Below are 24,740 nucleotides of genomic sequence, written 5' to 3'. Positions count from 1 at the left end.
GGCAGCAGCTGCTGCTCGTGCTCCCCGTGCGCGTACCAGTCTGCGCGGAAGACCGGAATTTATAGTAGCCGATTTATAGCAGGCCGCGTAGCAAGCAGAAGGGGCCAGCCAGTACGGCTGGCCCCCACACCTCGGCCACGGGTCGCCCGGATGGTCGGGGCGGTGCGAACCTGCCCTCAGCGGGCCTGGTAGGACAGGCAGGCGGCGGTGTCGCCCCCGACCTGGACGGCCTCGGCGGTGCACATGAGGTCGGTGTTGTGGACGCACTCCAGGCGCTGGCAGGCGCCGACGTGGGCGTCAGCCACACCCAGGCCGCCCCGGGCGTCCAGGCTGAGGAACGTGCCGCAGGACGGTGCCCCCGTGTCTCCGCCGACGGTGATGGCAAAGGCGGTGCAGCCGCCGTTGTTGAAGGCGCAGGAGGTGGTGGAACAGGAGGTGATCTGGGCGACGGCGGTCATGGCGGGCTTCCTTCCGTGTGGTGCCGTGAGGTGGACGCTTCTAACGTAAATCCGTTCCCTGCGCACCGGCAGCAGAGGGTGATGCCTCCACAGGGTGAGGCCCCAGATTTCGTTGCAACGGCGCGCATATCCCGGTCTCAGGACACGACGTGCCCGCAGGTGGCGCGCTCACGGGCGCGCCACCGGTTGCGTGCCGCCATCTTGCGTTATTCCGAGCAGGTAAGGCGTTCCTGGTCTCCTTCCCAGGCTCCTCCTCAGCTGTGCGCGGCGGCCACGGCCAGCCGCAGCGCGCCGTCGAAACGGGTCTCGCGCTCAGCCGCGCTCATGTCCTGGGAGTGGTCCAGGAGGTGGTCGGAGACGGTCAGGACGGCCAGGGCCTGCCTGCCGAACTCGGCGGCCACCCCGTACAGGGCAGCCGCCTCCATCTCCACCGCCAGGACGCCGTAGTCGGCCAGACGCTGCGTCTGGCCCTCGGGCGTGAGGTAGAAGTGGTCCCGGGAGATGACGGTGCCCACGTGCGGCCTCGCCCCTTCTCTCTCCGCCGCCTCGCAGGCGGCCCGGGCCAGGTGGAAGTCGGCGACGGCGCTGAAGCTCACCCCCGGGATCCGGGCCTGGTTCATGGCGGAGTCCGTGTGTGCACCGGTAGCCACGACCAGGTCCCCGACCTGCACCGAGGGTGCCACGCCCCCCGCCGTGCCCACACGGATGATCCGCTCGACGCCGAAGTCGCGGAACAGCTCAGTGGCGTAGATGGTCAGCGAGGGCTGCCCCATGCCCGAGCCCATGACACTGAGGGGCGGCCGGCAACGGTGCCGGTGAAGCCGAGCATGCCCGCACGTCTGTGACCAGGTGGGCGTCGGGCATGAGGCGCTCGGCGATGCGCTGGGCCCGCCTGGGGTCCCCGGGCATGAGGACGCAGGGGCGAAGTCGCCGGGCTGGGCGCCAATGTGCGGTGTGGCCATGGGGGACCTTCCTGTGGATGATTTTCTGCAAGCCGCCTCTGTCCACCTGCGTCTCCCGCGCTGGGACGGGACAGGAAGCACAGGGAGCCTGGACGACCAGGCTAGTAGCCGGGGGCTGCCAGGTGGGTAGCCGTGCGGTAGTCTGCCCTGCGGCGGGCCACGCGGCGGTCCACATTCTGGACGCGAGAGGACAGAGCGGGTACCCACCACTAAGTTGCTCGGGCCCACGGCAGGGGCTATCGGTCTGCCTGCCAGGGCACCGTACCTAGGGACACCACGGAAGGACGCCTATGACCTCCTCCAGCGGCGCCGAGCAGTCCGCGCAGACACCACAGCAGGCACCGGGTCGCGAGCAGTGGAGCGGCCAGGTCGGATTCCTCATGGCGGCTGTCGGGTCGGCCATCGGCCTGGGAAACATCTGGCGCTTCCCTGGGGTCGCCTACAGCAACGGCGGAGGGGCCTTTATCGTCCCCTACATGGTGGCCCTGCTGTGCGTAGGCATCCCCGTCCTGTTCCTGGACTACGCCCTGGGCCACCGGTTCCGGGGCAGTGCGGCTACGACCTTCCGCCGTCTCTCTCGCCGCTTCGAGTGGCTGGGCTGGTTCCAGGTCCTCATCTGCTTCGTCATCATGTCCTACTACGCCGTCATCGTGGCCTGGTCCCTGCGCTACACCGTCTTCGCGGTGACCACGGCCTGGGGAGACGACGCGCAGGGCTTCTTCTTCGACTACATCGGCCTGGGGAGATCTCCTCCTCGGGGACCCCGGCCTACTCCGCCACGCCTGTGGCCGGGGTGGTCGTCCCCCTCCTCCTCGTGTGGGTCTTCGGGATCACCACTATCGCCCGCGGCGTGTCCAGCGGGGTGGAGAGGGCCAACAGGGTCTTCCTGCCGCTGCTGGTGACCATGTTCGTCCTCCTGGTGGGGCGCGCCCTGGTGCTGCCCGGGGCGACCAGCGGGCTCAACGCCCTGTTCACCCCCCAGTGGTCCGCGCTGGGCGACCACACTGTGTGGATGGCGGCCTTTGGGCAGATCTTCTTCTCTCTGTCGGTGGGATTCGGCATCATGCTGACCTACTCCTCCTATCTGCGGCGCCGTTCCAATCTGGTAGGCACGGGGATGGTGGCCGCCTTCGCCAACTCCTCATTCGAGATCCTCGCCGGCATCGGCGTCTTTGCCACCCTGGGCTTCATGGCCTTCCGCGAGGGGGTGGCCGTCTCCGATCTGGAGGGCATCCAGGGGGTCATGTTGTCCTTCGTCACCTTCCCGACCGTCATCTCGGAGATGCCTGGAGGTGCGCTGTTCGGCACCCTGTTCTTCGCCTCCTTCTCCATGGCCGGGCTGACGTCCTTCATCTCCATCATCCAGGTGGTGGCCTCCTCCGTGGCGGAGAAGTTCGCCCTGACCACGCCCCGGGCCACCCTGGTCGTGGGGGTCCCGGCCGCGTTGCTGTCCTTCGTCCTGTTCGGGACCTCCTCGGGCTGTACGACCTGGACGTGGTGGACGCCTACATCAACAACATCGGGGTGGTGGCCTCGGCCATCATCATGTGCGCGGGCACCGGCCTGGTGCTCAGGCGGCTCGGGATGCTGCAGCGCCACCTCAACCTGGTCTCCGAGACCCGGCTGATCGGCTCCTGGTGGCGCCTCCTGGTCGCCGTCGTGGTCCCCGTGCTCCTGGGCTACATGTTCGTCCAGACGGCGTGGTCCTTCCTCACCGACGGCTACGACGACTACTCCCTGGCCTTTACCGCGATCTTCGGCTGGGGCGTGCTGTTCCTGGTGGCGGTGGCCACGGCGGTGACCACCCTCCTGCCGTGGCGCACGCCCGTGGACGACTTCGAGCCCCTCGCCCTGGACACCCTTGAGGGGGTGAAGTGAGAGATGACAGGATCGGCTATCGCCCTCATGCTCACGTCTGTCGTCATCATCTGGGGAGGGCTGGCGGTGTCGGTGACCTCCCTGGTCTCCCGGGGCCGCCGCGAGGAGCGTGACGCGCGCGCAGCCGCCTCGGCCGCCGCGCACGAGCACCTGCGTGGCGGTGGTGCTGACGCTCGTGCCGACAGCGGCACTGGCGGTGATACTGACAGCGCTGCCAACACCTCCGGTTCGCAGTCCTGAGCCCCGGGTCGCGACCGTGTCTCACGTGCCGGACCCGGCTGCATGCTCCTGACCGTTGTGCACTCAGGTGCGACACAATGCGCCCATGAGCGACGCACGTACCCCCGCCCCCGGACACGCTGACCACGCAGCCGCAGTCGGCACGTGCCCTGGTGCGACAGGCACTGTGCCGGGACCCGGGCTGGTGGCCTTCGACCTTGACGGTACCCTCGCCCCGTCAAAGTCGCCCCTGCCCGAGCCTATGGCTGCCGCGCTGCGTGGTCTGCTGGACGTCGTTCCCGTCTGCGTCATCTCCGGGGGCCAGGTAGCCCAGTTTCATGACCAGGTCCTGACCGGACTGGGCGCCAGCCCGGCCCAGCTGTCCCGGCTCCACCTCATGCCGACCTGCGGAACCCGCTACTACACCTACGACCCGCAGGGCGAGGGGGACAGCGACGGGAGAGGTGACTGGAGGCTGGTCTACGCCAACGACCTGACTGCCTCCCAGACCCGGGAGGTGCTGGCGGTGGTGGAGGAGGAGGCCCGCAGACTGGGGCTGTGGGAGGATCGGACCTGGGGGCCTGTCCTGGAGGACCGCGGCAGCCAGGTCACCTTCTCCGCCCTGGGGCAGGATGCCCCGCTGAAGGCGAAGGAGGCCTGGGACCCCAGCGGTGAGAAGAAGAGCGCCCTGCGTGACGCGGTGGCCCAGCGCCTGCCCGGGCTCGAGGTCCGCTCCGGAGGATCGACGAGCGTGGACATCACCCAGAAAGGGGTTGACAAGGCCTACGGGATGACCCGGCTGGCACGGGCCACCGGTATCCCCCTGGCGGAGATGCTGTTCGTGGGTGACCGCCTGGACCCTGGCGGCAACGACTACCCGGTCAAGGCCCTGGGCGTCGCCTGCCGCGCTGTCACCGGCTGGGAGGAGACTGCCGGGCTCGTGACAGAGCTGGCCAGAGAGCTGGGCAGCGCCTTGGCTGACTCCGACGCAGCCGCGTGCGCTGCTAGGACCGTGTCGGCCCCGGCATCGACGGTGGCGCCGACAGCGGTATCGCCCCTGCCGCCGTCCGTGCCGTCCGCCCCGGGTCACCAGGCCCCGGCGGTGGGAGCTGGCGGCCGTGGCTGAGCCTAGGGAGCGGTACCCGGGCCGGGCCGTTTCCGCTTCCAGCGGTCCTCGCTCTGGCCGGATGGGGGCGAGGACCCAGCCGCTGAGACGCTCGGCCCTCAGGGGGTCGGGCACCGGCTCGCCCGCTCGCCGCACTCCCGGGACGGCCCGTTACCCGCGCCGCGAGGGAAGAGGCAGCCGGGGCGCTGTTCCCGGGTGGGGACCCAGGCTGCGCCCGGTGCTGCGCATGACCGCGCTGCTGGTTGTCACGGGTGCTGTGTCGCTGGCTGTGGGGCTGGCCACGGCCAGGGCCTCGGCCCCGGTCGGACCTCACGAGGCCACCTGGTCCACCACGCTGGACTCCACCGTCACCCTTGACCTGGGGCCGCTGGGGGCAGCCTCCATCGACTCGCCTGCCGGTCCCCTGGGAGTGGAGGTGGTTCTGGGCGAGATTCCCTCCGGGGCCACGCAGGCCGACGTCGTCGATCCCTCCGCGCTGGGGGAGAGCCTGTCCTCGGACGCGGCCTCCTACGTCGGGCTGGTCACCCACCCTGAGCTGACGGTCCAGCGGGGCCTGCACGCGCTGCTCCACGACGGCCTGCGCCGCGCTGGAGTCGTCGAGGGGGTCCTGCTGTGCCTGGTTGCCGCCGCCCACATGACCCTCACCAGGAGCCGTGGCGGTGCCACGCGGAGCCTCCTCGCCGGGAGCGTGGGCGGTCAGGGGTACGGCCGCACCGACGTTGCATGGGGCGCCCTCCTGCGTCGTCCCCCCGTCGTCGCGGCCACGGCCGCACTCCTGGCCGCCGTCACCGTCCTGCTGGTACCCGCCCTGCGCTCCGCACCTGTCCACGGGGCCAGGCTCGCGGCCCTGGAGGGGACGCCGGTGGCCGGGGCCACCCTCTCGGGGCGCGTCGCAGACGTGGTGACTGCCTACGGTCCCCGCGTCACCGACTTCCTGGAGACCAACGAGGCCTTCTACTCCCAGGCAGAGGCGAGCCTACGCACCGCCTGGGCGGTCTCCCAGGAGACTGGCGGCACCGTGGAGGTCACGGCCGCAGACGGCCAGGTCGATGTCGCGCAGGTCAGGCAGCGGGCCGCAGAGGCTGCAGAGGCTGAGGCCAGCGCTGCTGCAGACGCCGGGACTGCCTCTGCCGGCACCGAGACTCCCGGTGAGAGTCCCGGGGTCTCTGCCACCCCCACAGGTACGCAGGTGCCTACCCCGGGCGCCTCACCAGAGGCTGCCTCCACCACCGCCCCGGTCACCGGCGCCCGGGCCGTCCCCCAGCGAGGAGCCGTTACCGCGGTGCTGTCCACCGACCTCCACTGCAACCTCGACGTCATCGCTTTCACCGGTGTCCTGGACGAGGTCTCCGGGGCTGACGTCCACATGGACGACGGCGACCTCACCATGACCGGCTCGGACCCGGAGCAGCTGTGCGTGGACGCCCTGAGCCAGGCGGTCCCCTCCACGGTGGACAAGGTCGCGACCATCGGCAACCACGACTCGGAGTCCACCGCCGCCAGGCTGCGCTCGCAGGGGTGGACGGTGACCGACGGCACTATCCAGGAGGTCGGCGGCCTACGAGTGCTGGGGCAGGACGATCCCGAGCGCACCACCGCCACGGGGACCACCACCCGCAGCGGCGAGACCGCCGAAGAGGTAGGCGCCCGGCTGGCCGCCACCAGCTGTACCGGCTCAGGCAGCGACGTCGTGCTCATCCACCAGCCAGCCACCTTCGGTCCCCTGGTCTCCCAGGGGTGCGCGCCGCTGCTCCTGGCGGGCCACGTCCACGCTGAGCGGGGTATGACGACCAGCCAGGGAAGTGGTGGCGAGGTGTCCGCCCTCGTGTCTGGTGCAGGCAAGGGCGGCACCTCCCTGGGCGCGGTCACGCAGGACGCCTACCTGCACGTGCTGTCCTTTGCTGAGGACGGCAGCCTGGTCGCCTGGCGCGCGGTGGTCCTCCACCCTGACGCCTCGGTCACGGTAGGGGCGTGGCAGGCGGTCCCGCCGGGCGAGCCGATCCCGCAGCCCGGGGCAGCGACGACGAGCACAGCGGGCGCCGACCAGCGGTGAGGCACAATAGCCCTGACAGAGGCAGGGAGAAAAGGGTGAGAGACAACGAGAGACGAGGGAGGGACCGCATGGTGCGGGTGCCCACGGATGCCGAGATCGACGCCATGAGCGAGGAGGAGCTGGAGCTCTACCTCAACGCTCCTGAGGACTATGACCCCTCTGGTAGCGGTGACGGGCCCGGTGCCGACGACCTCCTGGCGCGTGTCCAGCAGGCAGGTGCCCACCCTGGCGGTAACGGCCAGGCTCCGGGCGGCTGGCGTGCTCCCAGCGGGGCACCCCGCTCCTACGGCTGGCTCCTGGTGGTCTGCTCCCTGCTGGGGCTGCTGGCTTGCTGGAGGCTCATCGACGCCCACCTGACGCGTCTGCGTAACCCGATGGCGAACCTGACCTGTGACGTCAACCCGCTGATCTCCTGCGGGGAGACCCTCGACGTCTGGCAGGGGAACCTTCTGGGGGTGCCCAACTCCTTCGTCGGAGCCATGGCCTTCGCCGCCCTCCTGACCGTGGGGGCGGTTGTGCTGGCCGGCCTGAGCCTGCCCCGGTGGATGTGGTGGGCGCTGAGCCTGGGGTGCCTGGGAGGAGTCGCCTTCGTCGCCTGGTTCCTTGCCGTGTCCGTGGTGACCTTCGCAAAGCTGTGCCCCTTCTGCATGCTGGTGTGGGCGGTGACGATCCCCGTGGCCGCGGCTACCTGGGGTGGGCTGCGGCCGGGGGCACCTGGGGCTGGGGGACCGGGGTGCCCTCGCCGTGCTGAGGGCACGGTGGTGGGTGGCGGCAGGAATGTACCTGGTGGTCCTCCTGGTCGTGCTCGTGGGTCTGTGGGACCAGTGGAGGGCGCTGCTGGGATGAGCGCAGGCGTCTCGGGAGGCAGCAGAGGCGGGGACGCGGCCGGGTCCTCGACCGTGACCCAGGACTACCTCAAGGCGGTGTGGGCGGCTGGCGAGTGGGGTGGGCAGGGCGCCTCCGTCACCGGCCTGGCCCGTCGCATGGGTGTGGCGCCCTCGACGGCCTCCGAGAACGTGTCACGGCTGGTGGAGGAGGGGCTGCTGGCCCACGAGCCGTACAAGGCCGTCACGCTCACCCCTGAGGGGCGCCTGCGGGCGATGGCGATGGTGCGGCGCCACCGCATCCTGGAGACCTACCTGGTGACCCGGCTCGGCTTTGAGTGGGACGAGGTCCACGCCGAGGCGGAGGAGCTGGAGCACGCGGTCTCCGACAGGCTCCTGGAACGGCTGGACGTGGTGCTGGGGCGGCCCATCCGGGACCCTCACGGTGACCCGATCCCCACCGCTGACGGCCAGGTGGTGGTCCCTGAGCTCGTGCCCCTGGAGGCCCTGAGGGTGGGGGCCAGGGGGATAGTGGGCCGTATCAGGGACGACTCCCAGACCCTGCGCCACCTGGCGCGTGCCGGCATCCGGCTGGACACGCGAGTGCGGCTGGTGGACCGGGGCACCATGGCGCCTGGCGAGGCCGGGGGGAGACGGCGGCGGGCCTGCGTGGTGCGTGTGTGCGGCGGTCGAGGTGCGGGGCTGCCGGACGCCGTCGTGCCTGAGGGGTCCCTGTGGCTGTGCCGCTGAGGGAAGGGGCGACAGGCCAGGGGACAATAGAGTCATGACAACCTCTGAGACGACTTCTGGGACGAGCCCCTATGCGTCCGCCGCTCCTGACGCCCCTACGGCCCCCGGTGGCGGTGCCACCCGGGAGGCGGGCGGTGCTGGGCCGACCCTCTTCACCAGGATCATCAACGGGGAGGTCCCTGGGCGCTTCGTGTGGGCCGACGAGCTGTGCGTCGCCTTCGCCACCATCGAGCCCCACACCGACGGACACGTCCTGGTGGTGCCGCGTCACCAGGTCGACTCCTTCACAGAGGCACCCGAGGACCTGGTGGCCCACCTGGCCGTGGTAGCCAGGCGCGTGGGGGCCACCCAGACGCGGGTCTTCCAGGCCTCCCGGGCCGGGCTCGTGGTCGCCGGCTACGGGGTGGACCACCTTCACCTCCACGTCCTGCCGATCCGCTCGGAGGCTGACCTGTCCTTCTCATCCGCCAGGCACGACGTCCCCGGGGAGGAGCTGGACGCGGCCATGGAGCGGCTGCGGGCGGGGCTGCGTGAGGACGGGTGGGGCGAGTTCGTCCCCTCCCACCTGGGTTCACCATCCCGGTAGGCGTTCACCAGCCCGGTAGGCTCAGACAGGCCTGTGCGGGGTTAGCAGGGGCCGCTCGTGCGGGTGGGAGCACCCCGCTACCGCCCGCCCACGGCCGGGGCGGACAGCCTGGTGGTGAGGTGCCGCGCGATGACGCGAGCGGGTCAGTGGCTCAGTGGTGGGGGCGCATGACGTGGCCGCGGGTGGAGGGAGTGCCACGACGTGGCTGGCGTACCCGGTGCCGCAGCAGGACGGCTCCCAGCACGGCCGAGATAGCGGTGCCCAGGAGCACGGCAGCCCGGGCGTGGTCGGTGGTGGGTCCCTCCCGAAGGCCAGGCCCGCGATCAGCAGGGACACGGTGAAGCCGATGCCTGCGATCGCCGCCAGGGCGAGGACGTCGGGATTGTCGACCCCGTGGCCCAGCCGCAGGCTGGTGAAGCGGGTCAGCAGGACCACCGCCCCCAGATCCCCAGGACCTTGCCCACGGGAAGGCCCAGGTAGACGCCGATGGCAGCGGGGTCAGCCAGTGCCTCGACCAGGCCGCCTCCGTCTACGATGTTGACCCCGGCGGCGAACAAGGCGAAGACCGGCAGCGCCAGCCCCGCGCTCCAGGGGTGCACCAGGTGGGTGAAGCGGGCCGTCATACCGGTGGGCTCGGCGCGCGTGGGGCGGGCAGGCACCGTCATCCCCAGCAGGACGCCGGCGATGGTGGCGTGGACGCCGCTAGCGTGCATGAGCCACCAGGCGGCCAGGCCCAGCGGGATGAGCAGGTACCAGTGGGTGGTCCCTCGGCGTACCAGGAGGGCGAACACCCCTGTCACGGCCAGCGCGCCCAGCAGCGCCAGGGGGTTAAGCCCCTGGGAGTAGAAGAAGGCGATGACGATGATCGCCAGCAGGTCGTCGACCACGGCCAGGGTCAGCAGGAAGGTACGCGCTGCAGGGGGCATGCCGCGCCCGAAGATGGACAGGACCGCTACGGCGAAGGCGATGTCCGTGGCCGTGGGCACCGCCCAGCCGCTAAGGCTGCCCCCTGAGGAGGCCAGCTGGACGGCGACGTAGACCAGGGCCGGGCCGACCATCCCGAAGACGGCAGCCAGCATCGGCAGGGTCGCCTCCCTGAGGTCGCGCAGCGAGCCGACGACGAGCTCCTGCTTGAGCTCCAGCCCGACGGCGAAGAAGAACACCACCAGGATCCCGTCCGAGGCCCAGTGCGCCAGGGACAGGTCCAGGTGCAGCGCGTGAGGTCCCACCACGGTCTGGGACAGCGACTCATAGGCACCCCGCCACGGAGAGTTGGCCCAGACCAGGGCTACTGCGGCGGCGGCCACCATGAGGAGCCCGGAGACGACTTCCGACTCCAGGGCGTGGTGGGCGCGGGCGAGCAGCGCGCGCCCACGAGGGCGGCGGGAGGCCGTCCGGGCGCGGTAGGGGGACGGTGCTGGAGTCATGTGTGCCTCTCGTCAGGGGGAGGCCGCCCCAGGGGCTCGGCCCTCCAGGTGGGAGGGCCTGCTTGTCCAGCCAGGAGGGCCGTCCGGTGGTTGTCGGTGGGCCAGGCTACCTGAGACGCAGGATGCCGGTCAGGCTGCTGCGCGGGTGGAGGTCTCGGAGGTCTCGGCAGGGCTTGTCGGGGCTCGGCAGGGTGACGTGTGCCCACGTCGGCGGGTAAGGGCGGGACACGTGGGACAGGGCTGGCAGGTCTGCCAGAGCCGGCAGGCGCTAGGCTGTGGCTGCCTGGCGTGCCCGACCTCCCCGTCCTGGGGCGGGTGCCGTGCCGCCTCCCGGGTGCTCAGCGAGGGCAGCCTGTGGTCCGGCGGCCGGGCGCGCGCCCGGAGCCGCGACCGCACTAGACCATAGAATGAGAGCAGCGCCACGATGACCCAGGCCCGTTCCCGCACCCAGCCCGCCAGCCAGCAGCCGGACGACGCCGAGGCCACCCCCTACCGCTACACGGCCGAGCTGGCCGGCGCCATCGAGACCTCCTGGCAGGACCGCTGGGAGGAGGAGGGGACCTTCTACGCCGACAACCCGGTGGGGACGCTGGCAGGGCCCAGGGCGCAGCAGGAGAAGCTCTTCCTGCTGGACATGTTCCCCTACCCCTCGGGCAAGGGGCTGCACGTGGGGCACCCTCTGGGCTACATCGCCACCGACGTCGTCGCCCGCTTCAGCCGCATGACCGGCAGGAACGTGCTGTACACGATGGGCTACGACGCCTTCGGCCTGCCTGCGGAGCAGTATGCCGTGGCCACCGGACAGCACCCGCGGACCTCTACCGAGACCAACATCGCCACCATGCGCCGCCAGCTGCGCCGCCTGGGGCTGTCCCACGACCCGCGCCGGTCCCTGGCTACCATCGACGTGGACTACGTGCGCTGGACCCAGTGGATCTTCCTGCAGGTCTTCAACTCCTGGTTCGACCCTGAGGCACAACGCCGTGACGGCCGCGGCCGGGGTGCCGCCCGGCCGGTCTCCGAGCTGGTGGAGAAGCTGGCCAGCGGCCAGGTTGCAGTGCCTGACGGGCGGGACTGGTCTGACCTGGACCCGGGGGAGCGCAGCGACGTCATCGACTCCTTCCGGCTGGCCTACGTCACCTCTGCCCCGGTCAACTGGTGCCCGGGCCTGGGAACCGTGCTGGCCAACGAGGAGGTCACGGCCGAGGGCCGCTCCGAGCGTGGCAACTACCCGGTGTTCCAGCGCAACCTCCGCCAGTGGATGATGCGGATCACCGCCTACGCCGACCGCCTGGCCGAGGACCTGGACACGGTGGACTGGCCGGAGAAGGTCAGGCTCATGCAGCGCAACTGGATCGGGCGCTCCGAAGGTGCGCAGGTCGTCTTCGGTGTGCCTGCGGCCGGTCCTGGTGCCGAGCTCGTGGTCTACACCACGCGGCCTGACACACTCTTCGGCGCCACCTTCATGGTGGTGGCCCCTGAGCACCCGCTGCTGGGCGGGGCGGGTTCCTCCGCCTCCGTGCGCTCTGCGGAGGAGGTGGCGCAGGACGCAGCCGCCCTAGCCGTGCCCGCTGCTTGGCCTGAGGGCACTAAGGAGGCCTGGACCGGCGGCTATGCCACCCCGGCCCAGGCCGTGGCCGCCTACCGCGCCCAGGCGGCGGCAGCCACTGAGGCCGAGCGCAGCGACGAGGGCCGAGCCAAGACCGGGGTCTTCACCGGGCTGTTCGGGGTCAACCCTGTCAACGGGGCACAGGTGCCGGTGTTTGTAGCCGACTACGTCCTCATGGGCTACGGGACCGGGGCCATCATGGCGGTGCCCTCGGGCGACCAGCGTGACTGGGAGTTTGCCCGGGCCTACGACCTGGACGTCGTGGCGACCGTGGCGCTGCCGGAGGGCACGTCCCTGGAGGAGGGGGCGTGGACCGGTGACGGTAAGCTCGTCAACTCCGCCAACGAGGAGATCAGCCTCAACGGGATGGGAGTGGAGGAGGCCAAGACGGCCATCACGGCGTGGCTGGAGTCCAGGGGGGCGGGCCGGGCCGCAGTCACCTACCGTCTGCGTGACTGGCTGTTCTCCCGGCAGCGCTACTGGGGCGAGCCCTTCCCTGTGGTGTGGGACCAGGAGGGGCGTGTCCACGCCCTGCCCGAGTCGATGCTGCCCGTGGAGCTGCCTGAGGTCACCGACTACTCGCCGCGCTCCTTTGATCCCGATGACGCCGCCAGCGAGCCCGAGCCGCCTCTGAGCAGGGCCACCGAGTGGGTGGAGGTCGAGCTGGACCTGGGGGAGGGCACCCGGACCTACTACCGTGAGACCAACACGATGCCCCAGTGGGCGGGCTCGTGCTGGTACGAGATGCGCTACGCCGACCCGGACAACGACGAGGCGCTCATCGACCCTGCCAACGAGGCCTACTGGATGGGACCCAGGCCCCAGGACGGCAACACCTCGGGGGGTACCGACCTGTACGTGGGCGGGGTGGAGCACGCCGTGCTGCACCTGCTGTACTCCCGCTTCTGGCACAAGGTGCTCTTCGACCTGGGCGTGGTCTCCTCCTCCGAGCCCTACCACCGGCTGTTCAACCAGGGCTACATCCAGGCCTACGCCTATACCGACTCCCGGGGCCAGTACGTGCCTGCCGAGGAGGTCGAGGAGACCGAGGGCCCTGACGGCTCGGTGGCCTACACCTGGCAGGGTCAGCAGGTCAGCCGTGAGTACGGCAAGATGGGTAAGTCCCTGAAGAACATCGTCACCCCTGACGAGATGTACGAGGCCTACGGCGCGGACACCTTTCGCGTCTACGAGATGTCCATGGGGCCGCTGGACGTGGACCGGCCCTGGGAGACCCGGGCGGTGGTGGGGGCGCAGCGCTTCCTGCAGCGCCTGTGGCGCAACGTGGTGGACGAGGCCACCGGTGACACCGTCGTGGGCGACCAGCCTGCCCAGGAGGAGACCCGCCGCCTGGTGGCGCGCACGGTAGTGGGTGTGCGCGAGGACTACGAGGGGATGCGTCTCAACACGGCGATCGCCAAGCTCATCGTGCTCAACAACCATCTCACCGGTCTGGACCCCGTGCCGCGTGAGGCGGTCGAGCCGCTGGTCCTCATGACGGCCCCGGTGGCTCCGCACATCGCCGAGGAGCTGTGGAGCAGGCTGGGGCACGAGGGCTCCCTTGCCCGTGAGTCCTTCCCTGAGGTCACTGACGAGTCCCTGCTGCGCGCTGAGCGGGTGACCTGCGTGGTCCAGGTCCGGGGCAAGGTGCGCGACCGCCTCCAGGTGGACCCGGACATCTCGGAGGAGGACCTGGAGAGGGCGGCACTGGCCGCTCCCGGCGTGCGGCGTAGCCTGGACGGCCGGGGCGTGCGCCGGGTCATCGTGCGGGCGCCGAGGCTGGTCAGCATCGTGCCCGACTGAGTCCCGGGACCGTGCCCGGGTGAGCCCCTGTGCCCCTGGGGCTGGCCGGGTGGCTGATCCGGGTACCAGGCCTGTCTGGCCAGACGCTGCGCATCCTTGCGCTGCGGGGCCTTCCGGGCTGGTGCGGGGCAGGCCCGGTACTTCGAGTACCTCGACGTCGTTCTGCTCCCGGCGAGCCGGGGGTGATTTCCACGGCTACACGGGGCGGGCTCCCGCTAGGTCCCGTTAGGCTGGGTCCATGACGCTCGCCGTGGTCACCGACTCTGCCGCCTGCCTGCCAGCAGAGTCCTGCGCCCGCCACGGTATCGTCGTCGTGCCCCTCCACCACACCGGTGGTGGCAGCGGCGACGCATCCTCCGCCGGTGGCAGGGAGCCAGCTACGTCGCGCCCCAGCGTCGAGGAGCTGGAGCAGGCCTACCGTGAGGCGGCGCAGCGGGCCGACGAGGTCCTGGCTGTTCATGTCTCCGGGGTCCTGTCCGGCACGGTGGACAACGCCCGGCTGGCCGCGTCCCGACTCAACGACGACAGGCCGGGCCTGGTCCGGGTGCTGGACTCCGCCAGCTGCTCCGGGGCGCTGGCCCTGGCGGTCCTGGCCGCCTCCCAGGCCCAGGACGCTCGTCGCGGTGCCGCCCTGGCCCGGGAGAGCCTGGCTCGCTCCTACCAGTTCTTCGTTGTCGACGACCTGCGGCACCTGGCGCGGTCAGGACGTATTGACCTCACGACGGCTCGGCTGGGGGGTGTCCTAGGAGTTCGCCCGGTCCTGTCTGTCCAGCCCGAGGGCATACGGGCAGTGGAGACGGTGCGTGGCGGTGCGCGTGCCAGGAGGCACATGGTGGCCCAGGCCGTGCGGGCAGCCGGAGGCACCGCGCTGCGCGGGCCCCGACGTCCTGCGGATCCGGTGCTCCTGGCCCTCCAGGCCCCCGGTCCTGACCTGCCTGGCCTCAGGGAGGAGGTGGACGCCGCTATGGCGCGCTCGGGGGCGCGGGTCGCACAGGTCCTCACTCTCCCGGTTGACAAGGCGTTGGAGGTCCACCTGGGTCCTGGTGCCACGGGGATCGCGGTGGCACCCCGGCTCCTGGTCCGGGTGCGCACCTGATCCTGCTTGACGGGTGCCCGTGCGGGTGCCTCGTGAGCGCGAGCTTGTCAACGGGCGCCTTGTGAGCAGGTGCCGCCCAGTCACCACAGCACGTACGGGACCGGCCGTGTCCACACTATGTCCTGGCTGCCCGGGTACCGACAGCCGCCTCCCGTCTAGCGTCACCACCATGAGCGGCAGAAGACAGGCTCTGGGCAGGTCCGGGAACTGGTCTGTGGACAGGCTGGTGCGCCTGGCCTGCTCTCCGGACCCCGACGAGCCTCCCACCCGTCCGCGGCGGGTAGCACTTGCTCCCCGCGCCGCTGTCGTGGCGGGGACGCTGCTCATGGTCCTGGCTGCGGTCCTGGCGGTGCGCACGGCCCTGGGCGCTCCCGCAGCGGAGGAGGGCGCTCCGGGAGGCGCCGAGGCCTCGGGGTCCGGGGAGTCCTTGCCCCAGGCTCCTGCCACGGCTCCGGCCACCCAGGTCCAGGGGGAGCCGCCGACCGACCCCCGTGCCACCACCGGCAGCGGGGCCGCCGGCCAGCCAGGGCAGGCGGACTCCTCCCAGGATGTTGGCCAGGTGGTCGTCCACGTGACCGGTGCCGTCGCCTCTCCCGGAGTCGTGGTCCTGGACCAGGGAGCGCGCGTCGCCGACGCGATCGAGGCGGCTGGTGGGGTGACCCAGGAGGCGGATGCCGACCAGCTCAACCTGGCTCGTGTCCTCAGCGACGGAGAGCAGGTGCGTGTCCCCCGTGAGGGCGAGGTCCTGACCGGTCAGGAGGCTGAAGCGGGACAGGCAGGGGAGCAGCAGCCGGGACAGTCAGCCTCCGGGGCGTCTCAGGACGGGCCGGGGCAGGAGGTGACCGGCCTGGTCAACATCAACACCGCCAGCGCCCTGGAGCTGGAGGAGCTGCCGGGTATCGGGCCGGCGCTGGCTCAGCGGATCGTGGAGCACCGGGAAGCCAACGGTCCCTTCGGCTCCGTGGATGAGCTCACCGAGGTCTCTGGTATAGGACAGGCCAAGCTGGAGGCCCTCAGGGAGATGGCCGTGGTATGAGGCAGCGACCTCGGCAGCGTGGGGGCCTGGTCGGTGGCAGCGTCCGCTCCGGGGCAGCCGACTCAGGAGCTGCCAGCCCGGACCGGGAGCGCAGGCCCTGGGAACGTGACCACGCCCTGGTGGACAAGGCCCCCGAGCCTCTCGACCTCAGGCTGGCGGCACCAGCCGGCCTGTGCTGGGCCGCAGCATACTGGGCCGTCGGAGTCGGCGGTGCCCACGGGTGGCGCCATGTCCTGGTAGCGGCTGGTGCGAGCCTCGGGGCTGCGATGCTGCTGACCGTGCCGGTGCGCCGGTTCCGGCCGCCACGCCACCGGGCGGACTCGCGCCCCGGTGCCCCGGAGGATCCCCGGGCAGCCGGGTCTGTGAGCGCCAGCCTGCTGCTGTGCGCCCTGGCTGTCTCGGCGGTCCTCACGGTCAGTGCCGCCCAGCTGTGGTCGCGTGCGGGGGACCCGCTCGTCCTGGCCTCGGGAACCTCGGTGTCGCCGCCGCAGGCCACTGGTGCAGTGACGCTGACCGCAACGGTGAGCGAGCAGCCACGGGTCCTGGCCCGGGCCGGGTCCACCACGGTGGTGACCAGCCTGAGGGTGCACACCGTGGAGGGAGAGCCCTCCAGGCTCACAGCCACGGTGCTGGCGGACGCCCAGTGGCTGGAGCTGGACATGGGAACGCAGATCCGGGTGAGGACCCGGCTCCAGCCGGCCGAGGCGGGCAGCTCCCGGGCAGCCGTCATCGGCTCCGGCGCCCAGGTCCAGGTCCTGGCTCCTCCCAGCGGGACCCTGGCGATCGTGACGTCGCTGCGGCAGGGCCTGGCAGCAGCCGTGGCCCTGGGAGAAGACCAGTCGGACCAGGCCTCCCGCGCGCCCGGGCCGCACCAGACTGCACCGGCCGACCAGCAGGGCCAGGTGGGCCAGTCAGGAACGGTGCTCCGGTGGCCCCAGGGTGCCCAGGCCCTGGTGCCCGGCATCGCCCTGGGGGACGACCACGCCCTGCCCACGCAGGTACGCCTGGACATGCGCACGGTCTCTATGACCCACCTGACTGCCGTGTCCGGGCAGCACGTGGCCATCGTCCTGGGGCTGGGCCTGGGCGCACTGGGCGTCCTGCCGCGACGGTGGCGCGCGGTGGCGGGGGCCGTGGTACTGGGCGGCCTCGTGCTCCTGGTCCGTCCTTCCGGGTCCGTCCTGCGCTCAGCGGCCATGGGTGGTGTCATGCTTGCCGGGGTGGCTGCGGGCAGGCGCTCAGCCTCGGTGCCCGCCCTGTGCGCCGGAGTCCTCCTTCTGCTCCTGGCCGACCCCTTCCAGGCACGTGACTACGGGTTCGCCCTATCCGTGGCGGCAACCGCTGGGATCCTGCTGGGAGCACGGCCTGCGGCGGCCTGCCTGTCCCGCTACCTGCCCCGGTGGCTGGCGGCTGGTCTGGCTCTGCCTGCGGTGGCGCAGGCTGCCTGCGCCCCCCTCCTGGTACTTCTCCAGCCGCAGGTAGGGCTGTGGTCGGTCCCTGCCAACGTCCTAGCGGCCCCGGTGGTCCCTGTGGCCACGGTGTGCGGCATCACTGCTGCCCTGGTCGCACCGCTGTGGCCCGCGGCGGCCTCCGTGATTGCCTGGCCGGCCCTCGCGTCCTGCGCGTGGCTGGTGGTGCTGGCCCGCAGGACTGCCGACCTTCCCGGCTCCGCGCTGGCCTGCCCCGGAGGTGTCGTCGGGGCGCTGGCCCTGGCCGGGCTGGAGACGGTGGTGCTGGGAGCGGCCAGCCGAGGGCTGCGACGCAGGGCGGGAGACGGCCTCACTCTTGTGTCTCGTCTCCTGTCTCGTGGCAGGCTAGCGCCATGGCAGCCACCCGAGCCCCACGCTCCCGTAGCAGGCGCAGCACACCGGAAGGACCCACGTGGGACCAGGTCGAGCTGGCTGCGGTGGTCCTTGTCAAGGCGGGAGAGGGGGTCCTGGCTGACCGTGCGGTGGCACGTCTTCTGGCGCAGGCCCGGGCGAAGGACCCGACCACGGAGGTCATCCGGGTCGAGGCCGCCACCTACGAGGCCCACCAGCTGGACACGCTAGTGTCCCCCTCCCTGTTCGGTGAGCCCCGGCTGGTCCTGGTCCCGGCCCTGGAGCAGATGACTGACGCCCTGCTGACCGATCTGCTGGCCTACGTAGACTCGGCTGCAGCGTCCGCCGACCCGGAGGTCAGCGTCGTCCTGCGGCACAACGGCGGGCAGCGCGGCAGGAGGCTCCTGGAGGCCGTCGGGGCCTCTGGCTACCCCGTGGTCTCCTGCCCACCGGTGAAGTCTCCCCGGGACAAGTCAGCGCTGGTGAGCGCCGACGTGGCACGAGCGGGCCGACGTATCGAGCCGGAGGCTGTCGGGGCCCTCGTGGACGCCCTGGGAAGCGACCTGCGTGAGCTGTGCTCGGCCGTTGACCAGCTCCTCGCCGACACCCAGGGGACGATCAGCGCCGAGCACGTGAGCACCTACTACGCCGGACGTATCGAGGCCACCGGCTTCACCGTGGCGGACGCCGCAGCAGCAGGCAGCACCTCGGCCGCCATCACCGCGCTGCGTCACGCCGTGGCCACTGGAACAGACCCGGTGGTGGTCGTGGCGGCGCTGGCAACCAAGGTCCGCCAGCTGGCACGTGTGGCCGCTTCCGGAGGCCGACGCATGACCCCGGCCGACCTGGGTATGGCGCCCTGGCAGGTAGACCGGGCGCGGCGCGAGCTCTCCGGCTGGTCTGATGACGCCCTGGCCACGGCTATCGTGGCGGTCGCCAAGGCTGACGCCGAGGTCAAGGGGGGCAGCCGGGACGCTGTCTACGCCGTCGAGCGCGCCGTGCTCACCGTGTGTCGTGCCCGCAGCCGGGGCACGACTGCGCGGCGGTGAAGCCATGAGGACGAGCCAGCAGGCTGGCCAGGGACGGGAGCATCCGGGTGCGTGCGTCCGGGACGGGCCGCCGGAGTACCTGGATGGTACCTAGCGCTTCCTGTACAGGGCCTTGGTGGCATAGACCGGCTCGTTGGTGACCTGGACCCCCAGGGCGCGCAGTATCCCTTCGTCCACAGGACCCAGGATGGTGGAGGTGTGCACGTCGCAGCCACGCAGGTTGCCCAGCTGCTCCAGGGCGCTACGGGCGTTGCTGTCCCCGTTGGCAGACACGGCCAGGGCGATGAGGACCTCGTCGGTGTGCAGGCGGGGGTTGTGGGAGCCCAGGTGCCTAGTCTTCAGTGTCTGGATCGGCTCGATCGAGGCCGGGGCCAGCAGGTCGACGTCGTCGATCCCGGCCAGGACCTTGAGCGCATTGAGCAGCATGGCCGAGCAGGCTCCCAGCAGCGCCGACGTCTTGCCGGTGACAACTCGCCCGTCCGGTAGCGCGATGGCAGCGGCGGGAGCGCCGGTGGACTCCGCCACCTGCAGGGCGGGCCGGACCACCGGCCGGTCCTCCTTGCTCGCACCGACCTTGGCCATGAGAAGAGAGATCCGGTCGGACTGAAGGGACTCTACGGCGTCACGCCTCTCGGCCACCAGCGCCTTGTAGTAGCGGCGGATGACCTCCTGCACAGCTGCCTCGCGGCAGGCCTCGTCGTCGCTGATGCAGTACCCGGCCATGTTGACGCCCATGTCAGTGGGGGAGGCGTAGGGGGAAGAGCCGAGGATCTCCTCGAACAGGCGGGTAAGTACGGGGAAGACCTCTACGTCGCGGTTGTAGTTGACGGCCTGGGTGCCGTGGGCTGCCAGGTGGAAGGGGTCGATCATGTTGACGTCGTCAAGGTCCGCCGTAGCTGCCTCGTAGGCGATGTTGACCGGGTGGTCCAGGGGCAGGTTCCAGATGGGGAAGGTCTCGAACTTGGCGTAGCCGGAGGCGATGCCGCGCCGGTGGTCGTGGTAGAGCTGGGACAGGCAGGTGGCCATCTTGCCCGAGCCCGGTCCGGGAGCGGTGACGACGACCAGGTCGCGGCTGGTCTCGATGTACTCGTTACGTCCGTAACCCTCCTCGGAGACGATACGGGCCACGTCACCCGGGTAACCGGGAATGGGGAAGTGACGGTAGACCTTGATGCCCAGGCTCTCCAGCTTGCGCCTGAAGTCCTGGGCCTGGCGGTTGTCGTCGGTCCACTGGGTGATGACGACGCTGCCTACGTACAGCCCGTAGCTCCTGAAGGCGTCGACATGGCGCAGCAGGTCGTCCTCGTAGGAGATCCCCAGGTCGGCACGGACCTTGCTGCGGGCCAAGTCCCTGGCGCTGACGGCGACGACGACCTCGACCTCGTCGCTGAGCTCGGCGAGCATGACCACCTTGTTGTCCGGGGTGAAGCCGGGCAGCACGCGGGAGGCGTGCATGTCGTCGATCAGCTTGCCCCCGAACTCCAGGTAGAGCTTGCCCGAAAACTGTGCCCGGCGCTGCGCGATGTGGGCGGACTGCATCCGCCGGTAGGTGTCACGGTCGAAGCCGGTACGCATGGGCACTCCTTGTTGGTAGATGACTGGCAGGTAAAACTGGTCGATGGCAAGTCATTGCTGGTACGCGCGGGGGAGCAGGCACAAGATGAGGGCGCCTCCCTGGCGGGGAGACGCCCTCGGTGGTTGCACGGTAGGACCGGCCTCACAGAGAGGCGACGCGCTTGGCCAGCTTGGACTTGCGGTTGGCCGCTTGGTTCTTGTGAATGACACCCTTGGCGGCAGCCTTGTCCAGCTTGCGGGAGGCTGCGTGGAGGTGGGTGAGAGCCGCCTCCTTGTCGCCGGCCTCGACGGCCTCGCGGACACGGCGCACGTAGGTCTTGAGCTCGGACTTGACAGACTGGTTGCGCAGACGAGCCTTCTCGTTGGTCTTGATGCGCTTGATCTGGGACTTGATGTTCGCCACGGTGAAGCTTTCTCGTGTCTGGTGTGGTCAGTGGCCGGAGAGAGGGTTCGCGCCACGGGACTGGCAGGAGGTGGTGGGGGCACCTGGCTGACCCGTGTGCCGGACCCCGCAGCCGACCAGGCCAGAGGTCCAGTGGGCGACTTTAGCACCTGCTGGCAGCAGGTCCCCAGGGTGGAGGTGCTCAGCGCGGCGTGAGGTGTGTCGCGCCGGGTCGGTGCGCCTGGAGGATTGAGGGTGTGCTGCATGGGAGAGTGGCCGTTGCGACGGCCCGTCCCGGGCGGCGCGCTTGACAGGGTGGATGAGGGGGACCTGCGGCCCAGGACAGCCGCGAGATGACAGGAGGCAGCGTGCACGGTGCAGACTACCTGGCGGCCAGCGGATGGGTGAAGCAGCCCTCAATGGCACATCTCTTGCTGGACAACGGTGTCCCCCTGCCTACCAGGGAGTTCTTACACGACGCCTTCGAGCCGGCTGCGTGGGCAGAGGCTGACAAGGTGTGTAGGCACCTGGAGCAGCAGTTCCGCGACTGTAACTTCTCACAGTCGGTGGTCTGGGGCCCGCTCCTGGTCCCCCGTCCCGATCTCCTTGACGTCCGTGGGGCGCTGGGGGCGGGAGCACGCGAGAGCCAGGAGGAGATCACCAGGCCTGACTTTGTTGATGAGCGTCTTCCCGAGGGTGCCGACGTGACTGACCCAGCCTCCCCGTGGACCCTGTACGTAACGGCTGTCTCTGACGCGGGGCTGGCTATGGGCAGCTATGACGAGGTGCGAGGACGTGGCGACGACCTGGGCAGCAGTCGGGACGAGGTGGGCCGGGGCAACAACAGTTACGAGAGTCTCCAGGGCGGTGCTGGTGGCCGGTTCTTGGTGGATGGCTTCGACACGAGGGCACTCATGGTGCGCCAGCTGTGGGGCGCGCTGGTGGTGCAGAACCTGCGTGCCCCGGACTCGGAGAAGCGCGACAGGTGGACGATGACGCTGTTTGCCGGGGAGGAGCCGGTAGAAGGCATGGCTGTCTCGGGGACCGTACTGCACGGCCAGGTCCGCCAGCGCCTTGGCAAGACGAGCCGAGGCAGTGCTCCGGTACGTGTCAGGCCGGCCCTGCGGGTGGCCTCAGCGGTTGCCTAACTCTGGTGGCGGCTGAGTTCCTAGTTGGGGCTTCTGCCCACGGCTACCCGCAGGACATCAAGCATGCCACCTATACCAGTACCGTCACCACGGCGGCCTGCTCATCCTCATAACCGCCACTTCAGCCCGTGCCACGGTGGCAACGGGCCTGTCTCACCAGCCGACTGCCCGTGGCAAGTACGTGTATCTCTAGCCAGTTCTCGTTCACGCGTGGGGTTGGAGACGCTGGTGCGGCTGCAGTTGTGTCGTGCGGATGTCACGTTCGAGAACGGAGTGTCCACGGCGGCCACAAACGGATCTGACCTGGCCCGGGCAAGAGAGCAGAGCCTTGCACTCACGCGGTTTCCCCGGGGACCTACGTGCTCTGCCGAGGCGTTTGTGGCCGCCGTGGACACGCAAACACAGACTGCCACGACCAACCAGCCCGACACGCACAGAGAAGTACCCCTTGGCCGAGTAGCCCTTCCAGTCTCGCTGGTCTGCGAGGCGACCTCGTCGGGGTGTGGAAGTGCCTGTCTGCTAGCGTCCATGACGCACGTGCCTGCGCCACGGCGGGAGCCGTGGCGCAGGCACGTGCGTGGGGTTCAGTCCTGGTCCAGGCCGAGGCGCTTCTCCATCTCCTCCAGAGGCACACCCTTGGTCTCTGGCATTGTCAGCAGCACCCAGGCGAGCTGGCCGATCATGCACACAAAGAAGATTCCGAAGGCCCAGCCTCCGCCCAGACCGCCCATGATGGTGGGGAAGCCCCAGGAGACCACGGCAGCGAAGAACCAGTGGGTGAAGGAACCCAGGGCCTGGCCGCGGGCGCGGATGCGGCTGGGAAAGATCTCGGAGATGAACACCCAGATGACCGAGCCCTGGCCGAAGGCGTGCGAGGCGATGAACACCAGCAGGCTCATCAGGACGAACGTGGAGGTGCTGCCGCCCAGGTCCTCCCCGGACAGGAAGAACACCGAGGAGATCGCGCCCAGAGACAGGAGGTAGCCGATAGAGCCGACCAGCATGAGTCTGCGGCGGCCAAAGCGGTCGATGACAGTCAGCGCGGTCATGGTGGCCACGAGGTTCATGGTCCCGATCGCGATAGAGGACAGGAAGGCCGCGTCGTTACCGGCCCCGGCCATGCGGAAGATGTCCGGGGCGTAGTACATGATCGCGTTGATGCCAGAGAGCTGGTTGAAGGTGGCGATCGCGATGGCCAGGAGGATGACCTTGGTATTCCTGCGCACGAAGAACGGTGCCTGGCCCAGGGAGGCGTCCTCCTCCAGGCGGCGGGCGATCTCGGTGATCTCGTACTCGGCCTCCTCCGGTGACTGGGTCAGGCGGTCGAGGATGGCGCGCGCCTCACCGGTGCTGCCGCGGCCGTAGAGCCACCGGGGGCTCTCCGGGATGCCCAGAGCCAGGAGGAAGAAGATGACCGCCGGGGCAGCCTCGATGCCCAGCATCCAGCGCCAGGCGACCTCGTAGTCGAAGGCTTGGGAGAACACGTAGTTTGTCATGTAGGCCAGGAGGATGCCCAGCACCACGTTGAACTGCACCAGGCCTACGAGCCGCCCGCGCATGCGCGCCGGGGAGATCTCCGCGGTGTAGATCGGTGCCACCACGGAGGCGCCACCGACGCCGATCCCCCCGATGAGACGGAAGAACATGAACAGGAGCCAGTTGGAGACCAGGGCCGAGCCCAGGGCTGAGACCGTGTAGAGGATGCCGATTGACAGCAGGACCCTCTTGCGGCCCCATACGTCGGCGGGCCGACCTGCCGACATGGCACCGATGATGGTGCCGATCAGGGCGGTGGCGACAGTGAAGCCGAGCCAGAAGTCGCTAAGGCCGTAGATGTCGCGGAGGTTCTCCGTGGTCCCCGAGATGACTGCGGTGTCGAATCCGAAGAGAAGACCGCCCAGCGCTGCCACGACAGCGCTGCGGATCACGAGGGGGCTGGTTCTTTGCGGAGCAGGAGTTGTCGTCATTGACGGGTCTTTCAAGGGTGTTGGGTCAGGGTATCGGATGGGTGCTGGACGTCACGTGACCATTGCGCAACGTAGCCTACACCAGGAACATGGTCGGTGGGGAGGAAACGGAGAGGAACAAACAGGAAATAGAGAGGACCAGGGCGAGAGAGTGAGGAACAGAGAAGACCAGGAAGAAGGGGGTCGGGGAGGGACCAGGCGCTCCCCTCCTGTCCCAGGACCTCAGCCCTGTGGCTCCTATGACGGGAAAGCGGCTGACCGCAGCCTCGTAGCGGATGTCAGCGGGCACCTGCGGCTGACGGGAAAGCGGCTGACCGACGTCTCGTCTGCCAGGCTCTGCCCGGCAGACGCTTCCCACCGTTGCCGACACGCACCTCAGGAGCGGCTTAGGACCAGTGCTGCTTGAGAGCCGTGACGACTCCGTCAAAGACTGCCTGCTCCATCGTGGCGCCCTCGCGGCGCACCGCAGCGGGGTCCACCGACAGCAGCCGGTCCAGGCGGACCTCGCTGGGGCGGCCCTTTCCGTCCCAGGCGCCGGTGCCCACGTCATACCAGTACCGGCCCCACCGGGCCTCCTGGGCGGCGTCGGCGTCGTGGTCCCTGCTCGTCATCTGGGCGACCACTAGGCGCGCGTCGCTGCGGGCCAGCACCAGGACCGGCCGGTCCTTGCCCTGAGAGGGGTCCTCCTCGTAGGGCACCCAGGCCCACACGACCTCACCGGGGTCGGCCCGGCCGTCAGGGCTGGGCGTGTAGGCGAAGGACGGCAGGCCGTTGCGGGCCACGTCCCACACCGTGGCCCTACTGAGGCAGTCGGAGGCAGGTGGGGCCGCTGTGGAGGGGCAGGCGGAGGCAGCGCGCCTGTCACTTCTGCCGGTCCTGCTACCAGTCTTATCAGCCGCCAGGGAGTCGGCCGCTGCGGTCACGACCGGTCCCAGCAGCCCCAGGACCCTTGTAAGAAGTGACGGCACCAGC

General features: G+C 70.1%; 16 protein-coding genes and 4 pseudogenes. 13 read left to right on the top strand and 7 right to left on the bottom strand.

The annotated features are described in order from the left end of the window. Positions 1-176: 176 nt before the first annotated feature. Together D5R93_RS08090 and D5R93_RS08085 are read right to left on the bottom strand one after the other, a co-directional pair. Positions 177-458, bottom strand: a complete 282-nt coding sequence (locus D5R93_RS08090) for a DUF1540 domain-containing protein (RefSeq protein WP_119836027.1) — start codon at positions 456-458, stop codon at positions 177-179. Between the two features lie 254 nt (positions 459-712). Then, entirely contained in the window at positions 713-1,420 is a 708-nt protein-coding gene (locus D5R93_RS08085; RefSeq protein ID WP_279221328.1) for a purine-nucleoside phosphorylase, read from the bottom strand. A 290-nt stretch (positions 1,421-1,710) separates the two neighbouring features. On the opposite strand from D5R93_RS08085, the pseudogene D5R93_RS08080 reads away from it, so the two are divergent. The 7 genes and pseudogenes from D5R93_RS08080 to D5R93_RS08050 all read left to right on the top strand — a co-directional run bounded on the left by D5R93_RS08080 (position 1,711) and on the right by D5R93_RS08050 (position 8,856). Beyond that, positions 1,711-3,298 (top strand): annotated as a pseudogene (locus D5R93_RS08080) (sodium-dependent transporter). 3 nt (positions 3,299-3,301) lie between these two features. Beyond that, positions 3,302-3,451, top strand: a pseudogene (locus D5R93_RS14080) (methionine/alanine import family NSS transporter small subunit); the annotation flags it as partial. A gap of 172 nt (positions 3,452-3,623) precedes the next feature. Then, positions 3,624-4,643, top strand: a complete 1,020-nt coding sequence (locus tag D5R93_RS08070) for an HAD hydrolase family protein (protein WP_120204683.1) — start codon at positions 3,624-3,626, stop codon at positions 4,641-4,643. Between the two features lie 226 nt (positions 4,644-4,869). Continuing rightward, entirely contained in the window at positions 4,870-6,696 is a 1,827-nt protein-coding gene (locus D5R93_RS08065; protein WP_120204681.1) for a metallophosphoesterase family protein, read from the top strand. A 68-nt stretch (positions 6,697-6,764) separates the two neighbouring features. After that, positions 6,765-7,328: pseudogene (locus tag D5R93_RS08060) on the top strand (vitamin K epoxide reductase family protein); the annotation flags it as partial. A gap of 210 nt (positions 7,329-7,538) precedes the next feature. Further along, a complete protein-coding gene (locus D5R93_RS08055) occupies positions 7,539-8,270 on the top strand; it encodes a metal-dependent transcriptional regulator (protein ID WP_119836020.1) in 732 nt (243 codons plus the stop codon). 34 nt (positions 8,271-8,304) lie between these two features. Further along, positions 8,305-8,856 carry an HIT family protein gene (locus D5R93_RS08050; protein WP_119836019.1) on the top strand — a complete coding sequence of 184 codons (552 nt, stop codon included), beginning with the start codon at positions 8,305-8,307 and terminating at the stop codon, positions 8,854-8,856. Positions 8,857-8,877: 21 nt separating this feature from the next. On the opposite strand, the pseudogene nhaA reads toward D5R93_RS08050, so the two are convergent. Further along, positions 8,878-10,166, bottom strand: a pseudogene (gene nhaA, locus D5R93_RS08045) (Na+/H+ antiporter NhaA). 541 nt (positions 10,167-10,707) lie between these two features. Here nhaA and D5R93_RS08040 point away from each other — a divergent pair. The 5 genes from D5R93_RS08040 to holA all read left to right on the top strand — a co-directional run bounded on the left by D5R93_RS08040 (position 10,708) and on the right by holA (position 18,696). Beyond that, entirely contained in the window at positions 10,708-13,695 is a 2,988-nt protein-coding gene (locus D5R93_RS08040; protein ID WP_120204679.1) for a leucine--tRNA ligase, read from the top strand. Between the two features lie 238 nt (positions 13,696-13,933). Then, positions 13,934-14,791 carry a DegV family protein gene (locus D5R93_RS08035; RefSeq protein ID WP_119836016.1) on the top strand — a complete coding sequence of 286 codons (858 nt, stop codon included), beginning with the start codon at positions 13,934-13,936 and terminating at the stop codon, positions 14,789-14,791. A 169-nt stretch (positions 14,792-14,960) separates the two neighbouring features. Further along, positions 14,961-15,827: a helix-hairpin-helix domain-containing protein gene (locus D5R93_RS08030; RefSeq protein ID WP_243106667.1), complete on the top strand. Its 867-nt coding sequence runs from the start codon at positions 14,961-14,963 to the stop codon at positions 15,825-15,827. Next, complete coding sequence (locus D5R93_RS08025) at positions 15,824-17,878, top strand: ComEC/Rec2 family competence protein (protein ID WP_120204677.1); 2,055 nt, start codon at positions 15,824-15,826, stop codon at positions 17,876-17,878. The genes D5R93_RS08030 and D5R93_RS08025 overlap by 4 nt, the downstream gene beginning before the upstream one ends. Beyond that, on the top strand, positions 17,779-18,696 hold the full coding sequence (gene holA / locus D5R93_RS08020) for a DNA polymerase III subunit delta (protein ID WP_119836179.1): 918 nt from the start codon (positions 17,779-17,781) through the stop codon (positions 18,694-18,696). The genes D5R93_RS08025 and holA overlap by 100 nt, the downstream gene beginning before the upstream one ends. A 90-nt stretch (positions 18,697-18,786) precedes the next feature. Here the strand turns inward: holA and D5R93_RS08015 are convergent, their stop codons facing one another. Beyond that, positions 18,787-20,271 carry a DUF1846 domain-containing protein gene (locus D5R93_RS08015; RefSeq protein ID WP_119836014.1) on the bottom strand — a complete coding sequence of 495 codons (1,485 nt, stop codon included), beginning with the start codon at positions 20,269-20,271 and terminating at the stop codon, positions 18,787-18,789. Between the two features lie 142 nt (positions 20,272-20,413). Then, positions 20,414-20,674: a 30S ribosomal protein S20 gene (gene rpsT / locus D5R93_RS08010; RefSeq protein WP_120204675.1), complete on the bottom strand. Its 261-nt coding sequence runs from the start codon at positions 20,672-20,674 to the stop codon at positions 20,414-20,416. Between the two features lie 398 nt (positions 20,675-21,072). On the opposite strand from rpsT, the gene D5R93_RS08005 reads away from it, so the two are divergent. Continuing rightward, positions 21,073-21,801 carry a hypothetical protein gene (locus D5R93_RS08005; RefSeq protein ID WP_162933887.1) on the top strand — a complete coding sequence of 243 codons (729 nt, stop codon included), beginning with the start codon at positions 21,073-21,075 and terminating at the stop codon, positions 21,799-21,801. Positions 21,802-22,385: 584 nt separating this feature from the next. Here the strand turns inward: D5R93_RS08005 and D5R93_RS08000 are convergent. Both D5R93_RS08000 and D5R93_RS07990 read right to left on the bottom strand, forming a co-directional pair. Beyond that, on the bottom strand, positions 22,386-23,768 hold the full coding sequence (locus D5R93_RS08000; protein WP_120204672.1) for a sugar porter family MFS transporter: 1,383 nt from the start codon (positions 23,766-23,768) through the stop codon (positions 22,386-22,388). Between the two features lie 386 nt (positions 23,769-24,154). Next, on the bottom strand, positions 24,155-24,736 hold the full coding sequence (locus D5R93_RS07990) for a type II toxin-antitoxin system PemK/MazF family toxin (RefSeq protein WP_120205949.1): 582 nt from the start codon (positions 24,734-24,736) through the stop codon (positions 24,155-24,157). Between the last annotated feature and the right edge of the window lie 4 nt (positions 24,737-24,740).

The organism is Actinomyces lilanjuaniae (genome assembly GCF_003606385.1).
GTDB classification, from domain to species: Bacteria; Actinomycetota; Actinomycetes; order Actinomycetales; family Actinomycetaceae; genus Actinomyces; species Actinomyces lilanjuaniae.
Note: the sequence above shows the minus strand (reverse complement) of the source record. Positions and strands in the feature narration are given on the sequence as shown.

What these genes read in the sequence shown, in the direction of transcription:
- D5R93_RS08030 (WP_243106667.1), top strand. Translation starts at nt 14,961, where the DNA reads ATGAGCGGCAGAAGACAGGCTCTGGGCAGGTCCGGGAACTGGTCTGTG.
- D5R93_RS08040 (WP_120204679.1), top strand. Translation starts at nt 10,708, where the DNA reads ATGACCCAGGCCCGTTCCCGCACCCAGCCCGCCAGCCAGCAGCCGGAC.
- D5R93_RS08025 (WP_120204677.1), top strand. Translation starts at nt 15,824, where the DNA reads ATGAGGCAGCGACCTCGGCAGCGTGGGGGCCTGGTCGGTGGCAGCGTC.
- D5R93_RS08035 (WP_119836016.1), top strand. Translation starts at nt 13,934, where the DNA reads ATGACGCTCGCCGTGGTCACCGACTCTGCCGCCTGCCTGCCAGCAGAG.
- D5R93_RS08055 (WP_119836020.1), top strand. Translation starts at nt 7,539, where the DNA reads ATGAGCGCAGGCGTCTCGGGAGGCAGCAGAGGCGGGGACGCGGCCGGG.
- D5R93_RS08065 (WP_120204681.1), top strand. Translation starts at nt 4,870, where the DNA reads ATGACCGCGCTGCTGGTTGTCACGGGTGCTGTGTCGCTGGCTGTGGGG.
- D5R93_RS08050 (WP_119836019.1), top strand. Translation starts at nt 8,305, where the DNA reads ATGACAACCTCTGAGACGACTTCTGGGACGAGCCCCTATGCGTCCGCC.
- D5R93_RS08005 (WP_162933887.1), top strand. Translation starts at nt 21,073, where the DNA reads ATGGCACATCTCTTGCTGGACAACGGTGTCCCCCTGCCTACCAGGGAG.
- D5R93_RS08070 (WP_120204683.1), top strand. Translation starts at nt 3,624, where the DNA reads ATGAGCGACGCACGTACCCCCGCCCCCGGACACGCTGACCACGCAGCC.
- D5R93_RS08015 (WP_119836014.1), bottom strand. Translation starts at nt 20,271, where the DNA reads ATGCGTACCGGCTTCGACCGTGACACCTACCGGCGGATGCAGTCCGCC.
- D5R93_RS08090 (WP_119836027.1), bottom strand. Translation starts at nt 458, where the DNA reads ATGACCGCCGTCGCCCAGATCACCTCCTGTTCCACCACCTCCTGCGCC.
- D5R93_RS08085 (WP_279221328.1), bottom strand. Translation starts at nt 1,420, where the DNA reads ATGGCCACACCGCACATTGGCGCCCAGCCCGGCGACTTCGCCCCTGCG.
- D5R93_RS08000 (WP_120204672.1), bottom strand. Translation starts at nt 23,768, where the DNA reads ATGACGACAACTCCTGCTCCGCAAAGAACCAGCCCCCTCGTGATCCGC.